The organism is Cryobacterium ruanii (assembly GCF_004404055.1).
Lineage (GTDB): Bacteria > Actinomycetota > Actinomycetes > Actinomycetales > Microbacteriaceae > Cryobacterium > Cryobacterium ruanii.
On the sequence record NZ_SOHK01000017.1, the window covers coordinates 153,787 to 171,407 of the forward strand.

At 56.2% G+C, this 17,621-nt stretch carries 14 protein-coding genes and 4 pseudogenes; 5 read left to right on the plus strand and 13 right to left on the minus strand.

Features of this window, described 5'->3' with window-relative positions; all coding sequences use genetic code 11:
* Positions 1-102: 102 nt before the first annotated feature.
* Both E3T47_RS12215 and E3T47_RS12220 read left to right on the plus strand, forming a co-directional pair.
* A pseudogene (locus tag E3T47_RS12215) lies at positions 103-687 on the plus strand (helicase-related protein); the annotation flags it as partial.
* A 237-nt stretch (positions 688-924) separates the two neighbouring features.
* On the plus strand, positions 925-2,088 hold the full coding sequence (locus tag E3T47_RS12220; RefSeq protein WP_134556334.1) for an oxidoreductase: 1,164 nt from the start codon (positions 925-927) through the stop codon (positions 2,086-2,088).
* A gap of 16 nt (positions 2,089-2,104) precedes the next feature.
* Here E3T47_RS12220 and E3T47_RS12225 read toward each other — a convergent pair whose 3' ends face one another.
* From E3T47_RS12225 to E3T47_RS12270, 10 genes and pseudogenes are all read right to left on the minus strand, one after another.
* Positions 2,105-3,124, minus strand: a complete 1,020-nt coding sequence (locus E3T47_RS12225; RefSeq protein ID WP_134556335.1) for a CobW family GTP-binding protein — start codon at positions 3,122-3,124, stop codon at positions 2,105-2,107.
* Entirely contained in the window at positions 3,121-3,321 is a 201-nt protein-coding gene (locus E3T47_RS12230; protein ID WP_134556336.1) for a hypothetical protein, read from the minus strand. The genes E3T47_RS12225 and E3T47_RS12230 overlap by 4 nt, the downstream gene beginning before the upstream one ends.
* A 260-nt stretch (positions 3,322-3,581) precedes the next feature.
* A complete protein-coding gene (locus tag E3T47_RS12235; RefSeq protein ID WP_134556337.1) occupies positions 3,582-4,952 on the minus strand; it encodes an MFS transporter in 1,371 nt (456 codons plus the stop codon).
* A 276-nt stretch (positions 4,953-5,228) separates the two neighbouring features.
* Complete coding sequence (locus E3T47_RS12240) at positions 5,229-6,221, minus strand: asparaginase (protein WP_198416635.1); 993 nt, start codon at positions 6,219-6,221, stop codon at positions 5,229-5,231.
* Positions 6,222-6,354: 133 nt separating this feature from the next.
* On the minus strand, positions 6,355-7,269 hold the full coding sequence (locus E3T47_RS12245; protein ID WP_134556533.1) for a polysaccharide deacetylase family protein: 915 nt from the start codon (positions 7,267-7,269) through the stop codon (positions 6,355-6,357).
* Between the two features lie 98 nt (positions 7,270-7,367).
* Positions 7,368-8,522, minus strand: a complete 1,155-nt coding sequence (locus E3T47_RS12250; protein ID WP_134556338.1) for an acyl-CoA dehydrogenase family protein — start codon at positions 8,520-8,522, stop codon at positions 7,368-7,370.
* A 178-nt stretch (positions 8,523-8,700) separates the two neighbouring features.
* Positions 8,701-9,612 carry a cytochrome b/b6 domain-containing protein gene (locus E3T47_RS12255; protein WP_134556339.1) on the minus strand — a complete coding sequence of 304 codons (912 nt, stop codon included), beginning with the start codon at positions 9,610-9,612 and terminating at the stop codon, positions 8,701-8,703.
* A gap of 7 nt (positions 9,613-9,619) precedes the next feature.
* Entirely contained in the window at positions 9,620-10,591 is a 972-nt protein-coding gene (locus E3T47_RS12260) for an electron transfer flavoprotein subunit alpha/FixB family protein (RefSeq protein WP_134556340.1), read from the minus strand.
* A gap of 13 nt (positions 10,592-10,604) precedes the next feature.
* Positions 10,605-11,384 carry an electron transfer flavoprotein subunit beta/FixA family protein gene (locus E3T47_RS12265; protein ID WP_134556341.1) on the minus strand — a complete coding sequence of 260 codons (780 nt, stop codon included), beginning with the start codon at positions 11,382-11,384 and terminating at the stop codon, positions 10,605-10,607.
* 105 nt (positions 11,385-11,489) lie between these two features.
* Positions 11,490-11,951 (minus strand): annotated as a pseudogene (locus E3T47_RS12270) (transposase); the annotation flags it as partial.
* 270 nt (positions 11,952-12,221) lie between these two features.
* Between E3T47_RS12270 and istA the strand changes: the two are divergent.
* The 3 genes and pseudogenes from istA (at position 12,222) to E3T47_RS16585 (ending at position 14,438) form a co-directional block, all read left to right on the plus strand.
* A pseudogene (istA, locus tag E3T47_RS12275) lies at positions 12,222-13,687 on the plus strand (IS21 family transposase).
* Entirely contained in the window at positions 13,684-14,286 is a 603-nt protein-coding gene (locus E3T47_RS12280; RefSeq protein ID WP_277871828.1) for an ATP-binding protein, read from the plus strand. The pseudogene istA and the gene E3T47_RS12280 overlap by 4 nt, the downstream one beginning before the upstream one ends.
* On the plus strand, positions 14,256-14,438 hold the full coding sequence (locus E3T47_RS16585) for an ATP-binding protein (RefSeq protein ID WP_277871833.1): 183 nt from the start codon (positions 14,256-14,258) through the stop codon (positions 14,436-14,438). Before E3T47_RS12280 ends, E3T47_RS16585 begins: the two co-directional genes overlap by 31 nt.
* 200 nt (positions 14,439-14,638) lie before the next feature.
* On the opposite strand, the pseudogene E3T47_RS12285 reads toward E3T47_RS16585, so the two are convergent.
* The 3 genes and pseudogenes from E3T47_RS12285 to E3T47_RS12295 form a co-directional block, all read right to left on the minus strand.
* A pseudogene (locus E3T47_RS12285) lies at positions 14,639-15,482 on the minus strand (ISL3 family transposase); the annotation flags it as partial.
* A gap of 234 nt (positions 15,483-15,716) precedes the next feature.
* Positions 15,717-16,598 (minus strand): polysaccharide deacetylase family protein, encoded by an 882-nt coding sequence (locus E3T47_RS12290; RefSeq protein WP_134556342.1) that lies wholly within the window; start codon positions 16,596-16,598, stop codon positions 15,717-15,719.
* A gap of 322 nt (positions 16,599-16,920) precedes the next feature.
* Entirely contained in the window at positions 16,921-17,604 is a 684-nt protein-coding gene (locus E3T47_RS12295; protein WP_134556343.1) for a GntR family transcriptional regulator, read from the minus strand.
* Positions 17,605-17,621: the final 17 nt, after the last annotated feature.

Sequence of the window (17,621 nt, forward strand, 5' to 3'; positions counted from 1 at the left end):
TGTTGAGAAACTCCACCACTCAGCGGGACGTGACCACCCAATCTTGATGCGGCGACTGTGTTGAACTCAACGAAACGATAAGAATCTCAGTCGCAGAGCCTTGGTCGCCTCGAAGACCTTATTCAGCAGCGTGCGATTGACCTGTCCAAGGCAACAATCTCCGTTCTCGATGAGGCCGACCACATGTGCGACCTCGGATTCCTCGAGCCCGTTCAGCGCATCCTGCGCCGGACGGCCCCCAAGGGTCAGCGTCTTCTCTTCTCCGCCACGCTCGTGTTCGCACGGACTCGCGCCTATGCCGAGCAGCTTGCAGATGCGTTGGAAGATGTCGGCATCCCCGCCACCAGCCTCCACGGAGACTTGAACTAGTCACGCCGCACGCGCAACTTGCAGTTGCTCACCAGCGGTCGCGTCAACGCTCTTGTTGCCACGGATGTTGCGGCTCGCGGTATCCACGTAGATGACATCGACCTGGTCATTCAGGCCGATGCTCCCGATGAGTACAAGACGTACATGCACCGTTCGGGCCGTACGGGTCGTGCGGGAAATTGCGGAACAGTGGTCGCGATCATTCCTAAGGCGCGTCAGCGTCGCATAGATGAGCTTCTGGGTCGCGCCGAGATAAACGCCGACATGCTGCCAACGCAGCCTGGTCGCGATGTTGACCAGATCCTCGCGTCGGTCTAGTTAGCCCCGCTTTTCGCAACTCAACACAGGGTTCAAAACAAACGCCGCGGCACCCATCTCTGGTGTCGCGGCGTTTGTTTTATGGACAGCATGCTGAGAATGTCAGGTAGGCCCCTGTTCCAGGGGACTGTTCTGAACCGCTGAAAATGCGCAGCCACATTCACGCTGGGTATTTTATATATATCTGGTGTTCAGGAACTCTTGACTTCACAGCGTCTAACTCAGTACATTCCGAATATGTGCCCGCTAAACGAAATACCCATCACTGATTTTAGTCCAGAAAATATTCAGACACTCAGCGAAGAGAATCGGTCGGCACTTTTCACTCAGGCCTCAATTGGCCCCAAAGTAATAAAGAATCGGATTGCGCTCGCGCCCATGACGCGGGTAAGCGCGGAAGAGGCTGGCGACGCGAATTCGCGAATGCAGGCCTACTATGAAGTCTTTGCCGAAGGCGGGTTTGGCCTCTTGACGACGGAGGGTTTGTACACCGACACGGAACACAGCCAGGGCTACGCGTACCAGCCTGGAATGGCAACCAAAGGACACTCTGAAACCTGGAAACCAATTATTGAAGCGATTCATGGTTACGGGGCTCAGATTTTTGCACAACTGATGCACGCTGGTTCGCATTCTCAAGCAAATCGCTACGCGACGACGACAATTGGCCCCTCGGCTGTCATGCCGAAAGGCGATCAACTTGGGATGTATCGCGGCAAAGGCAATTACAAAGTCCCAGTGGAAATTACGAAACTCCAAATGGCGGAGGTTAGGCGTACTTTTGTCGCGTCGGCTCTCCTCGCCAAGGATGCCGGTTTTGACGGGCTCGAGATACATGGAGCCAACGGCTATCTCTTAGATGAGTTTCTTACGGATTACCTCAATGTGAGGACCGATGAATACGGTGGTTCTCCTCAAAATCGCGTTCGCTTCGTTCAAGAAATTTGCGAAGACATCAGAGCAGCTGTCGGCGATGACATCGCAGTCGGAATTCGAATTTCGCAAGCAAAAGTCAGTGACAACGACCATCGTTGGTCGGGGACGTCAGAGGAGGCCCAGGTAATTTTTGAGGCCCTCGGAGCCGCGGGCATTGACTTCATTCATACTGCTGAGTACCGGGCCCACGGCCCTGCATTTGATGACGGAGACGAGTCACTCGCATCATTGGCGAAGAGGCATTCTGGCTGTGCGGTGATTGCCAACGGAAATCTTGACAACCCGGTTGATGCCGCTGAGCTCCTTAGGTCCGGATCTGCCGACCTCATTGCCCTTGGAAAGCCAGCGTTGGCGAACAGAAACTGGCCTCAGCGCGTCCTCTCGGGCGAGCCCATAAGCTTTGAATTAGCCCACGATCAGTTTGCACCGCTCGCGAATGTGAAGGACTGGGAGCTCAAGAGTTAAGGATAATGACCGATTTCTAACTTGTTGGGGAAATTTTTCCGGAAACGAGGAGCCTCAGGGAGCGAGAGATTTTCTGCTCGGAGAGCCCGAACCCGATGATGACGAGAGTTCCATCGGGGCGATTCCCTTCGTGGGTAAATTCGGCGTTGTCGGGCGGAAAGACAGTATGCCCAACTCCGTTGAGCGACACCCAGCCTCCACTATTGGTAATTGCGGCCTTCACTCGAAGGATGCCAGTATCTTGCTGGTGCAACAAAGCTATGAGCCACGTGCTGAGGGCGAGCCAGCTGGTGCCGAAGGGCAGATCGAAATTGAGCACATCCACGTGTGCATGGTTGGCCGTTTCAGATGGGCCAGTTTGATTATCTGCCGGACTGCTCGGGTCTGGTTTAGCCACGATTTTTGAGGTATCTACCTGGTCCACGCGAGGGCCTTGCACCCGGGCCAAGACGATGTCAGTCTCACGCCTTTGCTCGAACAGGGCAACGGTTGCGTTGACATTTGCAACGGCGGCAAGAATCGCGTCACGATCGATCGTCTCAATCATGTCGGTCTTGGCCAAAACGCACACGTCGGCAACAGCCAATGAGGTGAGGTCTTGATGTCGAAGTGGTATCGGCGGTCTCCCCGAAGCGGCATCCAGAAAGTAAACGAGAGACGAGACTTTGAGTTGATGATTCAGCTTCGGGTGCAAGCTGATGAAACGCAGGATGGCAGCGGGGTCAGCGAGCCCCGATGACTCTAGAACGATTGCGTCAAATTCAGACTGAGGATGTTCAACAAGGACGGCTAGCAAGTCGCCGAGCTCAGACTGTTTCTCGCAGCAAATGCAACCCCCAGGAAGAAGGCTAAGACGGGCTGAGGGCACACCGAACGCTCCGACAAATTTGTTAGCAGCCCCCACTTCGTTGACGATGAAATGGGGCCGCTGTGAACCCAGTAGTTTGGCGAGAAGCGGAAGGCCGGAAGTCTTTCCCGACCCGAGGTCGCCTGTCAAGATGATAAGTGGGCGAGAAAGCGACCTACTGTCGGTCACGAGGACTCTTCTAACGAGAGGAGGAACTTATCGTCCAAGAGGTCGATCTCCCTACCAGCCAGCGAAGCCGCGCCTGCCCAAACGTGGCGAATCCCGGCCACGACGAGAGAGCCTCCCGTTCGGTTTGACAGGAGATAGGTGTCGCCGGCCGGGAGTTCGCGGGCCGACACCCCATAGGCATCGAGTATCTTTTTCATCATCGACGCTTGGGCGTTTCTCTCGAAGGCCTTTTCGTCCTGTGTGGCCTTCGCCCATATTTCTCCTCGCCCGGGTCCAGAATCAACATCACAACCTCGGCACATGGTGTGCTCCTTTTATTTCATCACTAATGCTATGAGGAGCAGACAATCTAAGGCGCCAGGTGATGGCAGGGATAGTTTGCGCCGGATGGGGTAAAGGACAATATCCGCCGTCCAGAAGCTGGACGGCGGATATTGAGACTCAGCTGTTCTTTGAACTAGTCCGTTCGTGCAACCTTGGGGTTCACGTTCTTCGAGAACAGAATCAAGATTGCAGCGATAAAGACGGGAACGACACCCCAGATCATGGCTGCATCTATCCAGGAAGAGCCAGCAGTCAGGCTGGCCGTGACTCCTACGCCGGCCAAGATGGCTCCCACTTGACCTCCTGCGTTGATGATTGCGCTACCCGTTGCACGAGTGTGCACGGGGAAGCTTTCACCGGTGAAGAAGAGAAGTGCCGCGAACGGGCCGATCAGGAAGAACAAGCCAGCACTGTAGAGCGTGATGGTGAGTCCGCCGCCACCGCCGCTGGGAGCAAGGAGCATCGCTGCGAACGAAATGGCAGACAGTACCCAACCAATTGCGATTGCATTTCGACGACCAATCCTGTCGCCGAACCAGCCATGGAAGAGGTAGCCCAAGAATGCGGTTGCATTGGAAATGATCAGGATGACAAGGGCGTCACTGAAATTAATGCCCTTACCGTCTTCTGCGGTCAGGATTGTCGTGCCGAGAATGACGAATACGAGAACTCCGAACCAGCTCAGGAAGAAACCGATACCAACGAAGATAAGCGCACGCAAAGACTCACCGCGGAAGACGGATCGCAGGGGGGTTGCGCGATCTTCAATATCGACGCCAGCCTCGGCAGCGAACGCACGGGCCTCAGCGGTCCGGCCCTCCGCAAGAAGTGCGAGCGCAGCACGACGGTTCACGAACTGGGGGCTTTCCTTGAGCCAGCGTGCGGCGATAAGGATAAAGATAGCCGGGAAGGCTCCGACGACGAACGCCAGTGGCCATCCGCCAATGGGAAAAAGAAGGTAAACAGAACCCGCCGCAAGGACGCTACCGACTGGCCAGCCGGACTGAACCAGTGAGTAGATTAGTCCTCGACGCTTTGCCTGGGAAGGGTCTGTGTAAACCTTGGAAAACATTTCGTTAAGGTACGTGGCATTAATGGCCTGCTCCGCGTAACCCAAGCCCGCAATAGAACGGACGAGAACTAGGAAGACAACGCCGACACCACCCAAGATGCCGATAAGCGGCCCTGCTACTGCCGTCAGCAAGGAAGCAACTGCTGCGCCAGCGACGGCAATGATGATGCCTTTGCGTCGACCGATGCGGTCAACAATGGGTCCAATTGCGAAGGCAACGAGCGCCGTGCCGATAGTCACCCAGGTGACGATGTTGGTTGTCTCAGGGGCGGACCATCCCATGTCGGCAGAGAACGCCGGAAGAAGGTTGCCAAACAGTACGAAGTCGTACACGGCAAAGGTCCAGGCGAAGAAAGCAATCCATGTTGCCCTTTTCACATCCCGAAGGGTGACTGTCATCACCTGGGGGAGAGTTGTGGTGGACGTGGTCATTATGATCTCTCTTTTAGAATATTGGACTCCTGCGATGGTCGACTGTGACCAGGCAAGTAATGCGTCAGAAGAATGGGGGTAAATAAAATATTTTGTGAAATATTATTGAAGTAAATCTAGCCACGCTGCTCCGTAGATGTCAAGCTCGAAATATTCTTATAACAATCTCTGCGGGAATCCGAAACGCTTGAGGCCAGGATCACCAAAAAAAACATGACGATTACCTGCTTGTTTACAAGAAATTGGCCGATTTTCTAAAGAACGTCACATTGATTCCTACGAGAATCGCTCGATTATTTGTGCCCGTGTCGCACCGTCGCGCAGAAGAAGAATGAGGAGCAGACGTGCCTTGAGACCGTCAAAGATTCCTGCCCCAATGAGGTTCCTGTCGAGGAGGTCCTTTTCTGAGCCGGCGAACCCATAGGTCGCAGTGAAAACTTCACCAGCCCCTGTGCGTGACGTGAAGAGAACGGGGATACGCGAAGCTAATTGGGAAACATGCTCGACGTCTCCACTGGGTAAGTGCCCGCCGCCGAAGGCTTCAACGACAAGGCCTTGATATCCGCGTTGGTCTAGGTCCTTGAGAATTTCAAGGTCATCTCCAAAGCCAACTTTGACGAGTGCGACCCGAGGAATGGGCGAACCTGTGGCGCTTTTGATAAAAGGGTGGGTTCTCTTCTTCGGCGCGAGTGGAATCCTGACCTTGCCCTCGGTTATCCAGCCGATCGGGCCAGCATTGGGCGAGGTGAAGGCAGCAATTGATCCGCTGTGTGATTTTCGAACAAACCGTGGGAGGTGTATCAGGTCGGCAAAAACAACGAGGGGTCCAACATTGTGGGCTTCTTTGGAGCTTGCGACCTGAACAGCTGCCAGAAGGTTAGCGGGGCCGTCAGCACCGGCCAAGCCGGCATTTCGCATGGCACCGGTGAGTACAATTGGCTTTTCTTGACTCGTCAAGAGGTCAAGAAGGTAGGCGGTTTCTTCAAGGGTGTCTGTGCCTTGAGTAACGACAACGCCATCGACGCCGTCAACGAAGCAGCTCTCAATGGCTGATGCAAGGCTTTGAATAGTTTCAATCGTTAAGTCACCTGATGCTGTCTGGCAAAAAGTTGTTGCTTCAAGCCGCGCCAGGCCTTCGAGCTGGGGCACAGCTTTGATGAGGAGGTCCGCGGTCAACGTGGGGATGGCCTCCTCTCCGCCTTTAGTGGGGAGCGATGCGATGGTGCCGCCCAGAGTAAAAAGAGCAATTCTTGGCAAGGCCAGGTTCATTAGTGCTTTCCTTTCGCCGTAGCGAGGAGTGAGTTTTGTCAACGCTGACACGCGCACTCAAGCGGCGTGGGTGAGGTGAAAAGTTGGGGTGCAATGCTCCCACTGCGCCCCAACCTCTCTAGAGCTTTGCTGCCTATGCCATATCGCGATCGAAAGGATAGAGCTTGTTCTCTTCGAACGGGAAGCGCTGACGGAAATCAGACGCCACGTCTTCGAACTTCTCAAACGTGACCCCGGGGTGACGTTGGATGTGGTCGAAAAGCCTCTCCAACATCAAAAGCACCTGTGGGCGCCCTGAAACGTCGGGGTGAATCGTGATGGGGAAAATCGCGTAATCGTACTCGCGGTAGACCCAATCAAACTGATCGCGCCACAGCTGCTCAACATCGTGAGGGTTCACGAAGCCGTGGCTGTTAGGGCTGCCTTTGATGAACATCATTGGTGGCAAATCATCGATGTACCAGCTGAAGTTAATCTCAACGAGGTCGATTTCCTTGCCCCGCACGAGTGGCTTCATCCAGTCTGCGGCATCCTTCGAGTAATCGATGTTCGTCCAGGTGTCGCCTGTACGCGCATAGAACGGCTGGAAGTCGTGGAAAGCCTGACTGTGATCGTAGGTAAAACCATTCTTCAAAAGAAGGTCAGTCGTGATGGAGGACAACTCGCACCAGGGAGCGATGTAGCCGCGCGGCTTCTGACCCGAGAACTTCTCAATAAGAGAGATGCTCTTGTTGATAACGTCCTCTTCTTGAGCAGCCGTCATGGCAATGGGGTTCTCATGGGTGTACCCGTGAGCGCCCAGTTCGTGACCCGCCTCAACAATTTGCTCAATGCGGTGTGGGAACGTTTCTATGGAATGGCCCGGCGCAAAGAACGTGCCGTAGATTCCATACTTCTCAAAAAGGCGAAGCAGGCGTGGAATACCTACTTCTCCCGCAAACATCCCTCGCTGAATATCCGCGGGCGAATCTTGACCTCCGTAGGAGCCAATCCATCCGGCAACGGCGTCAATATCGGTTCCGATACAGACCTTAATTTCCTTCGTCATCATTTCCCTTTCTTCTACTACTGAAATAGCTCAGGTAGAGCAGCCCCCAGGTAGCAAACTTTCCCCGCAGAGATGTCTGTCGAGGCAATAAATTGGCGCTACAGCCCCCCGCGCGATACCAGCTGCGAAACGATAACATTCCGCTGGATTTCGTTTGTGCCTTCGCCAACAATCATGAGCGGTGCGTCTCTGAAGTAACGTTCGACGTTGTACTCCGTCGAGTAGCCAGCACCACCGTGAACTCGAATCGCGTCAAGGGCTATTTCCATCGCAACTTCGGAGGCGAATAGTTTGGCCATGCCGGCTTCCATGTCACAGCGCTCTCCACTGTCGAACTTGTCCGCTGCGAGGAGGGTCAGTTGGCGCGCTGCAGTGAGTTTGGTCGCCATATTGGCGAGGAGGTTGCCAACGGATTGGTGCTTCCAGATTGGCTTTCCGAAGGATTCGCGCGCCTGGGCATACTCTAAGGAGTCCTCAAGGGCTGCCGCACCCACCCCGAGTGCTCTTGCAGCAACTTGGATTCGCCCAGTTTCAAGGCCTTTCATCATTTGGCTAAAACCTTGGCCGGGGGTGCCGCCAAGAATTGCTTGGGCGGAAATGCGATAGTCATCAAAAGAGATTTCACAACTCTCGACGCCCTTGTAACCAAGTTTTGGCATGTCGCGCGAGACCGTCAGGCCGTCACGGTGCTCCACGAGCACGACAGACATGCCGGAATGGCGGGGAGACGCTGTTGGGTCTGTCTTGCAGAGCAAGGCAATGACCCCTGACCGGCGTGCATTTGAAATCCAGATTTTGGAGCCGTTGATGACCAGATCTTCCCCATCAGCTTTTGCGATGGTCGTCATCGCTTGAAGGTCAGAACCGCCCCCCGCTTCAGTCAACGCCATCGTTGCCCTCAGCTCGCCGGAAGCCATCCTTGGGAGGTAATTTTGCTTCTGTTCTTCAGTGCCAAAAATGCCAATGAGTTTGGCGACGACGGAATGCCCGCCCATTGCTCCGGCCAGACTCATCCACCCGCGTGAAAGTTCCTCGGTCACGTGCACGTAACAGGACATGGAGACCGGCGAGCCGCCAAATTCCTCGGGAATGGTGAGACCGTAGATTCCAATCTGTTTCATGGTCTCGATCCACGATTCGGGATACTCATTCGCGTGTTCTACATCACGCACTGTTGGCTTGACGTCTCGGTCGATGAACGAGCGCACAGTTTTGATGAGAAAGGTTTCTTCTTCAGTGAGGTTGGACGACATGATAATCCGTTCATCGTTGCGGTGAAATTCTTAGGGTGGATCACTTTCGCGGGTCATCTTTTTCAGACAATCCGTTCCCAATATAGGATATAGCGTCTAAAACCATCGTTCGGGTAGCTCTTTTGTAAAACACAGGAAAGTTCAGATACAAAGCATCTGCGGAACGGAAATTGACGCGTCAGCGCGTGAATTTCCCGAAAAGCGAAGCAACCGGCCTGATGAAGAGTGGCTTTGCGAGAGCCCAAGCGGCTACGATCACGCCCAGCGAGATGCCAAATACAATTGCACCAGCCCAGCTGTCCCCGCTATTTGTGGCATACATATGATTGAGGTTCTGGCGAGCACCGGTAGCCATTACAAGAGTGACGTGCACAATGATGAAGGCAACGAAATAAACCAACACTGAGATATGCACAGCACGTGCAACGGTTACGGGATAGGCGCGTGAGAGTAGTTTGTTCGAACTTGGCCAGGTGGGCGACATTCGAAGGCCCGATGCAACCGCCAGTGGTGCGGCAATAAAAACTGTTACAAAGTAAAAGAGCAACTGCAGGGAGTTGTAATTGACCCACCCGTTTTCCGCTGGCCACGAAAGAGATGCATATTGAATGCTGGCCGAGAGAGCGTTAGGAAAAACGTCCCAGCTTGTAGGGACAATGCGCGCCCACTGACCTGTTGCAAAGAGAAGAATGTAGAAGAGGACTCCGTTGATGACCCACAGCAGGTCCAGCGAAAGATGAAGCCAGAGGGTCAGGGATATCTTTTGGGGAGGACCACCTCGCGGAGCTCGGCGTGAAGCCCAAAACCCTTGGGGTCGTTGATTTGTTCGCACCTGCCATCCGGTTCGAATTATCAGGAGGATGAAAAGTGTATTAAGAAAATGTTGCCAGCTCAACCAAGCAGGGAACCCGACGGGGGTGTCCTCGGGCAGCGTCGATTCGCCAGGAAAATGGGAAATGAAATCTTGAACGGTGGCGAGCTGGCGCAGGCTCTGTGCGAGGAGAACGGCAAACCCGAGCGCAACGAGCGCCAAAAGGACCTTCCACAGAGTGCGCAAGACGAGTTTGCGGGTCAATGGGATGAGCTTCATCGCGTGGCTAGCCTTGTCGTTTGGCTAGTGCGTGCAGCAGCTGTGGGACGACCTTAAAGACATCGCCCACAACCCCAAAATCGGCCACATCAAAAATCGGGGCTGAAGGGTCTGTATTTATTGCCACAACCGTTTGCGACATTTGCATGCCTGCCCGATGTTGGATGGCGCCTGAAATGCCAAGAGCGACATAAAGTTCTGGGGACACCGTGGTTCCAGTTTGCCCGACTTGAGCGCTTTGAGGCGCAAAGCCAGCGTCGACGGCTGCACGAGAAGCTCCCACGGCACCATCAAGCGCCGAAGCTAAGTCGGCCACAAGCGCAAATCGCTCTTGGTCACCGAGGCCACGACCACCAGCAACAACCACTCTGGACGTTGCAAGGTCGGGCCCGACGGGGCCTGATGCACGCTCGATGACTTCTTCGATTACGGCACTCGTGGGAGATGCGAGTGCGGCAACGGTGCTGACCTCGGGAGTTCGTGATTCCACTGAACCTTCGATCGCACCCTGCCGAAGCGTCAAGACCGTCATAGAGGTGCGTGCTTGGGCTCTAACAGTGAAGATCCCGCCAAATACAGAGTGGGTGGCAACAATCACATCGTCTTCTTTGGCAACGGCGACAACATCGGTGAGAAGACCGGTGTTGTGACGGACCGCAAAACGCGCCACCGCTTCTCGGCTGTCGATTGAATTTGATGCCAAAACAACAACAGCATCAGCGTGGGTTTCTAAAGCTGAGTCCAAAGCGGAAACGCAAGGACTAACCAATTCCGTGAGAACAGATTCTCCGGCATACACGTGGACGTATCCCGCCCCCAGAGCGCCCAATTCAGAAACAACCTGGTTCGAGAGAGCAGCCGACGTTGCGACAACCGCTACGGGTTCGCCAATGGATTGGGCCACGATGAGAAGTGACTTGGATGTGTTGGCCAAGAGCCCCTCTGTCGTTAATTCAATGAGTACAAGGATTTTAGTCATCGTGGTGTCTGCCTTAAATCAGTCGGTTGAGGGCGAGGAATTCGGCAATCTTGTTCCCGGCATCTCCTTCATCGATTATCTTGATTCCGCCAATGCGCTCGGCTCGGGCCTCGACGGTCAAGACAGCCGTCGTCTCGTTATCAGACACGGGGCTTACGGAATCGAGAGAAATTGACGATAAGTTTTCGGAAATAACGGGTTTCTTTTTCGCCTTCATGATGCCGCGAAAGGTCGGATAGCGTGGTTCGGCAGATCGCTCGGTAACAGAGATCACTGCGGGCAATGTTGCGTGCGCTCTGACGGAGCCGTTGTTGTTGCTGCGTTCACCTGAAACCTTGGACGCCTCAATTGTCACCGAATCAAGGTGCGTGAGGTGAGGTATTCCCAGGATTTCTGAGACCATGGCAGGTATGACTCCACCCCCACCATCGGTTGATTTGTCTCCTGCTATCAGGAGGTCAAAAGGGACCGACTTGAGTGCCGCGGCTATCGTCTGCGCCGTTCGCATATAGTCGGCACCAACGAGAAGGTCGTCGTTAATGTGAATCGCAGAATCTGCCCCCATTGCAAGGGACTTTTTGATGGCGTCACTTGCTGAACCCGGGCCCATCGTAAGGACGATTACTTCGGCCTCCATGGTGTCCTGTTGAATCAGCCCAACTTCGAGTGCGCGTTCATTGATCTCATCGACGACGTTCTCGCCAAGGACGCGATCAATTCGGCCTGTCTGAAGGTCTAACGCGCGCTGGCCCCAGGTGTCAGGCACCTGTTTGACGAGGACGACAATTTTCATGGCTCGTTCCTTTGCGTGTATGGAAATACTGCTGAAGCTCTATATTCAATATTCTATTATAGAAAACAAAATAACGTCAACGATTGGTTATGAGGCTCTTCGCAATTAGGGGTGTAGTTGGGGTCGGAATCCGCCGGCTTCGAGGAGCGACCGGGCGATGTAGTGCGTCAGGTTTCGGAAGCCCAGGGCTGTGCCGCGGAGGTGTTCGAGCCTTCCGTTGATGGCTTCGGTCGGGCCGTTGGAGGATCCGGGTCTGTCTAAGAACGCGAGGATGTCGGCGGCGCGCTGTTTCAGGGTCCATCCGAGTCGGTGGAGCTCCGTCAGGAGCTTCGGGACGTCGTGACTGATCGAATCGATCACCGCTTCCATCATGATTTTGCCGGTTTTCCTGTCTTCGGTTCGGTAGGCGGCGACGATGCGCTGATAGATGCCCCAAGTCGCCTGAACCTCGACGTGCTCATCGCTGTCGAACAGCGCCGTCAGGCGGTCTTGTTGCTTGTCTGTGAGCAGATCACGACCGGTGTGCAGCGTCCGGCGGGCGCGATAAAGCGGATCTCCCACATGCTGTGTGTGATCAACTCTTTCTAGGCCGTTTCAGCGCTGGAATCCTGCCAAGTTAGCGGCTGGTTTCCTGCCAAAAGAGCGCTAAGAATCAGGCCAGTCGATTCCCCTCCAAGACCGTGGATTTGGGGAAGACGCAGAGATTGAGATCACCGGTGGCCGAGGCCCTCTTCAGCGAGCTGGAAACATGGGCCCGCCACCCCAGTAGGTTCCTAACGGCGCAGCAACTGCCAAGCGGTCGCGCCGGAAGGAACCAGGAAGCAGATGACGGTACCCATGTCCGTGCAAGAAAATATCAGAACTCTCGACTCCCACGGAATCGCGGGCCGTGAAATCGCCCGCCGGCTCGGAGTGAGCCGCGACGCGGTGGTCGAATACACCGGGCAACGCGACTACTCACCCCGGCCTCCGGCGCCGATAGTCCGGCCCGCCGGCTCGGCGATGACCGGGTTCGAAACGACCGTTGAAACGTGGTTGAGCGAGGATCAGCGCCGGCCTCGGAAGCAACGCCACACGGCCAAACGGGTCTTTGACCGCCTCGTCGTCGAGAGGAGTTTCACCGGCAGTTATTCTCCGGTGCAACGCTTTGTGAAGAAGTGGAACGACCAACACCGCCAGGCCGGTGAGGGCTTCACCGAACTGGTCTGGCCGGCCGGCACGGCGCAGGTCGACTTTGGGCAGGCGGAGGCCATCATCGGCGGGCTCCGGCAGGTCGTACATATCTTCGTTGTCACGTTTCCGTTCTCGAACATGCGCTTCGTGCAGGCCTACCGCGGTGAAACCTCCGAGTGCGTCTGCCATGTGCTGCGCACCGTTTTCGAACACATCGGCGCCGCGCCCCGGCACCTGGTTTTTGACAACGCCACCGGGATCGGGCGAAGAGTGGGGCAGAAGGTCGTCGAGACGAAACTGTTCAGCGCGTTCAAGTTGCACTACCGGTCGGAGTCTCGGTACTGCAATCCGTACTCGGGCAATGAGAAGGGCAACGTCGAAAACGCCGTCGGGTTTCTCCGCCGGAACCTGATGGTCCCTGAGCCCGAGGCAGCCACGTTGCAGGGCCTGAACAACGTGCTGCTGACGCGGTGCATGGCGTTGGCTGAGGCCACGCACTACCGGAAGGGCCTACCCATTAGCGAGCTCTTCGCCCAGGACGTTGCCGCCAGTCTGGCCCTGCCCGGGGTCGGCTTTGACCCGGTGCGTTACGAGTCCCGCACGCCGATAAGAAGGGGAACCTGCTCATTGACGGGAACACCTACGCGGCCGGGTCGTCCTTTCACAGCCGCACTCTCACCGTTGGGTTGCGCCACGACGTCGTCGAGATCCTCGACGAGCAGGCCACGCCCGTCCGTTCCTTCCCGCGAGCGTTTGGTCGGCAGACGGAGACAATCTTCGAACCGGCGTCGCTGCTGCCGTTGCTGGTAACCAAGCCCGGAGCCTGGGGGCATTCCCAACTGCGGTCGTTGGTCCCCGAGCCGGTGCGGGACTGGCTCGACAAGGCCACCGCCACCCAACGGCGCCGACTGCTCAACGCCGTCGATGCCGCATCGGGATCGGCCGGTTTCGACGCCGCCATCACTGCTGCCGACATGCTGATCCAGCGCGGAGACACCCCGGAGATCGCCGCGTTGGGCATGCTCGCCCGACGCCTGGCCGACGGGACCACTCCGGCGGTGGAGAACGTGGACTTGAGTGTTTATGACATCTTCACCACCGTCAACACTGTGACGGGAGAGATCGCATGAGCCTCGTCACCGTTCAAGACATCATCGAGACCGGCCGGCAGGCATCGCTGACCAACACCGTCCTGGCCGAATGGGCCGAGAAAGGCACCCCGAAACAACGCGAATACCTACACGGAATGCTCCTGGCCGAACACGAATCCCGGCAAGCATCTCGCCGCCAACGACTGCTGACCGCGGCCCGGCTGCCGGCGCTGAAGTCACTCGTGGGTTTTGATTACTCGAGCGTGAAGTTCCCCGAGGATTACGGCCGCGAAGAGCTGACGTCGTTGGAATTCATCAACCGGGCCGAGGACTTGGTCCTCTACGGTGACGTTGGCACCGGCAAAACCCACCTCGCCAGCGCCCTGGTCGCCGCCGCCTGCCGCGAAGGAATCCCGGCACGCTTCTTCACGACCTCGTCGCTGGTCATGCAGCTGCGCCGCGCCAAAGACGAAGGCCGCCTCGATCGGGAACTGGCCAACATAGGTAAAAACCGACTACTCGCAATTGACGAATTTGGGTACCTACCGATTGACAATTTGGGTACCTACCGATTGACACCGAGGGCGCCCGGCTCCTGTTCCAAGTCATCGCGGATGGCTATGAAAAAAGAAGCCTGATCATCACCACAAATTTGGAATTCTCGCGCTGGGGAACGGTGTTCGGTGACGACAACATGGCCGCTGCTGTCATCGACCGTATCGTGCACCACGGTCGGCTTCTCCAGTTTCGTGGCGAGTCCTACCGCGTCAAACACGCCCTCATGAAATAGCCCCGCACCGGCCCGGGCGACCTCGATCCTGAAGCCGGCTCGGCCGAGCGCAAACGCCACTCCGCCGAGGGGCCCGGCGACGAAATCCTCCCCGGAAACCGGCCGTTGGGACCGCGGTGCTCAACTGGCCGGAAAAGGTGCCGAGCTGGCCGGTTAATTAGCGCTGAAATGGCCGGCTTCAAGTTGACAAAGCACACATGCCCGCGATGACTGAGTGTGTCTTGTTGAACGCGTTGCCGGCAGCGGTCCAACGCGTCGCCGGCGAGGCGCACGACGTGGAAGGGATCCATCACCGGAACCGCCTCCAAGAGTTCCTCGCTGGCAGCGGTCTTTTAGGCCGGTGAAGCCGTTCATCGCGACGACGTCGATGCGGTCTTTCCACGTCTGTGGGCGGTCGGCCAGCCACTGCGTGAATGCCTGTTTCGATCGGCCCTCGACCATGTCCAGCAGCCGGGATGGCCCGGTTGTGGTGCGCACGGGGGTGAGGTCGATGACCACGGTGACGAACTTGTCGCCCTTGCGGGTATGGCTCCAGACGTGCACGTCATTACCGATGACCGTGACGTTGTCGAACCGTGCCGGGTCATTGATCAGCACCCGTTTCCCTTCGGCCAACACGGCGCTGTTGGCGGTGTGCCAGGCGACTCCGAGACCGGCCGCGACGCGGCTGACAGAGAGATGGCTGACGACTATGCCGGCCAACGCCCATCGCAGGCCGCCGCGGGAGATCTTCGCTTTCGGCGGGGCCGCTTTCCCGGTGTCCTGCCGCCATATTCGTCCGCACCCGGTGCAGAGGTAGCGGCGGACCCGGACGAGCAGCGTCGTCGGCCGCCACTCCAACGGTTCGTGCGCGAGGCGGCGAATGACGGTGTCTCGGGGCACGCCCTGGCAGCCACAGTGGTGGCACCAATAGTCACGTTCGACGACGCGGCCATCCAGCACCGCACGACCGCGGTCGAGGTGCTGCCCGACCGCTCGCAGACCGAGCTCATCCAGCCGGCAAAAGGTGGTCAGATCGGGGTTGGCGAAAGTATTCTGGGACATGTCGAGGTCTTCCTGATGGGCAGTGTTGGAACTTCCATCTTGGAAAGGCTTCGACCTCTTTCAACCCAACGACGCGCCCCTTTTCGCGCCCCCCAATTACATCCTCAATTGCGAAGAGCCGGTTATGATCAGAACGGTCTCTCGAAAGTTGCAACCGTGCTGAGAACGTGCAAAACCCCAGCCTCGCTTGGGCTGGGGTTTTGCACGTTGTTTCGAATCGTTGTGATTGGAGTGTTAGCGGGGAAAGGGGCTGCGGCGGCGGAAGTCATCGGCGGCTTCCTCCATTGTGACCCACGTGACGCCTTCGTGGCCATTGATGTACTTAATGAGCCGCTCGAGCATCAAAAGAACTTGAGGTCGGCCACTCACGTCTGGGTGAATTGTGAAAGGGAATACGGCGTAATCCATTTCCTGGTAAACCCAGTCAAACTGATCACGCCACATTTCTTCAATGTCCCGGGGGTTGACGAATCCGTGGCTATTGGGTGAGTTTTTGATGAACATCATGGGAGGAAGGTCATCGACGTACCAGTTGGCACCGATTTCAACGAGGTCAACTATGTTGCCTCGAACCAAAGGCTTCATCCAAGATTCAGCCTCCTTGGTGTAGTCAATTTTGGTCCAGGTGTCCCCGACGCGAGCATAGAAGGGCATGAAGTCATGAAGTCCCTGGCTGTGGTCGTAGGTGAAACCTTCGGCCAAGAGGAGTTCGGCAGTTGACTCCGACATTTCCCACCAGGGTGCGACATATCCTCGGGGGCGCTTTCCGGAAACTTTTTCGACAAGATCCACGGTCTTGCGGAGAACGTCTTTCTCTTGCTGGAGGGTCATGGCGATGGGGTTTTCATGAGAATACCCGTGACACCCCACTTCGTGGCCAGCATCGACAATTTCCTTGACCTGGTCGGGGAACGTCTCGATGGAGTGTCCGGGAATGAACCACGTCGCAGGAAGATTGTATTTCTGAAAAAGGTGAAGGAGGCGCGGTGTCCCAACCTCGCCGGCAAATAGTCCGCGCTGAATGTCGGAGGGCGAATCCTCTCCTCCGTAAGACCCTAGCCAGCCGCCGACGGCATCGATGTCGACGCCGAATACAACTTTGATATCTTTTGCCATTCGAGTTCCCCTTAAATATTCTCAATTGGGTTCGAGCGCCAACGTGGGATCACCGCCGACCGAAAAAGTCTGGGGATTTCTCGCTTGCCGCATTCACGCCTACTACGTGGCTTTCGTAGATTTTATACAATCTATTCTAGAAAACTGAATCCCGTCAATGACCTTTTTCGCTGAATGGGAGTTGGCGGTCGCGCGTCCGTGCAGCTCTGAAATCACGACAAAGTCGCCCGAAGAATCCCCACCTGTAAAGGAAGACGTTGAGACCGCGAAATGCGCGGCTAACAGGCCGATCAGCGGTGCTGCGACAACGCCGATAGGATATCTAGATTGGACAGGAGGTCACGCTTTGCTGCTCGTCAAAGTATTGCGCCAAGAGCTCCCCGGAGTTAATGATGTGTTTTGACATCGCTTCTCTTGCACCTTCGGCGTCGTGCGCGCGGAAAGCGCTAATGACGGCAGAGTGGTCGTTTGCGGTTGTGACAGGCCAACCGGGAATCTTGGAATAAAACATGCGGGGCACGTACTTGACGAAGGTTGCTAGCGTCTGCCTTAGGCGGATGGAGTTTGCAATGACATAAATCTGTCGGTGGAATTGGTGGTTCTTTTCCTCCAGCATCTCATTGTCTCCACGTTCCGCGGCCGCCATGAGCTCAAAGTGCAAAGCGCCCAATTCTGCGATTTGTTCATCTGACGCCGACAAGCAGGCTCTGGATGCCAACTCCCCGGCAATCAACGCGTGCGCACAAAAGACATCTCTGATGTCTTGGCCGGTCAGGGGCGCAACAGCGAAACCCTTTCTTGGTGCCAAGACAAGAAAGCCCTCAACCTTGAGAGCATGAAGGGCCTCTCTCACGGGAGTAGCGGAAACACCAAGCAACTCGCCAATTGCATCAGCACGAATGGACTCACCTGATTTTAGTTCACCAGCCATGATGGTTTCTCTGAGGTAGTCAGAAACTTCCTCGCTGAGCTGCTTACGGCCGCCAGCCGGTGCTTTAAGTGCCATGTCGCCTCCTTCGGGGA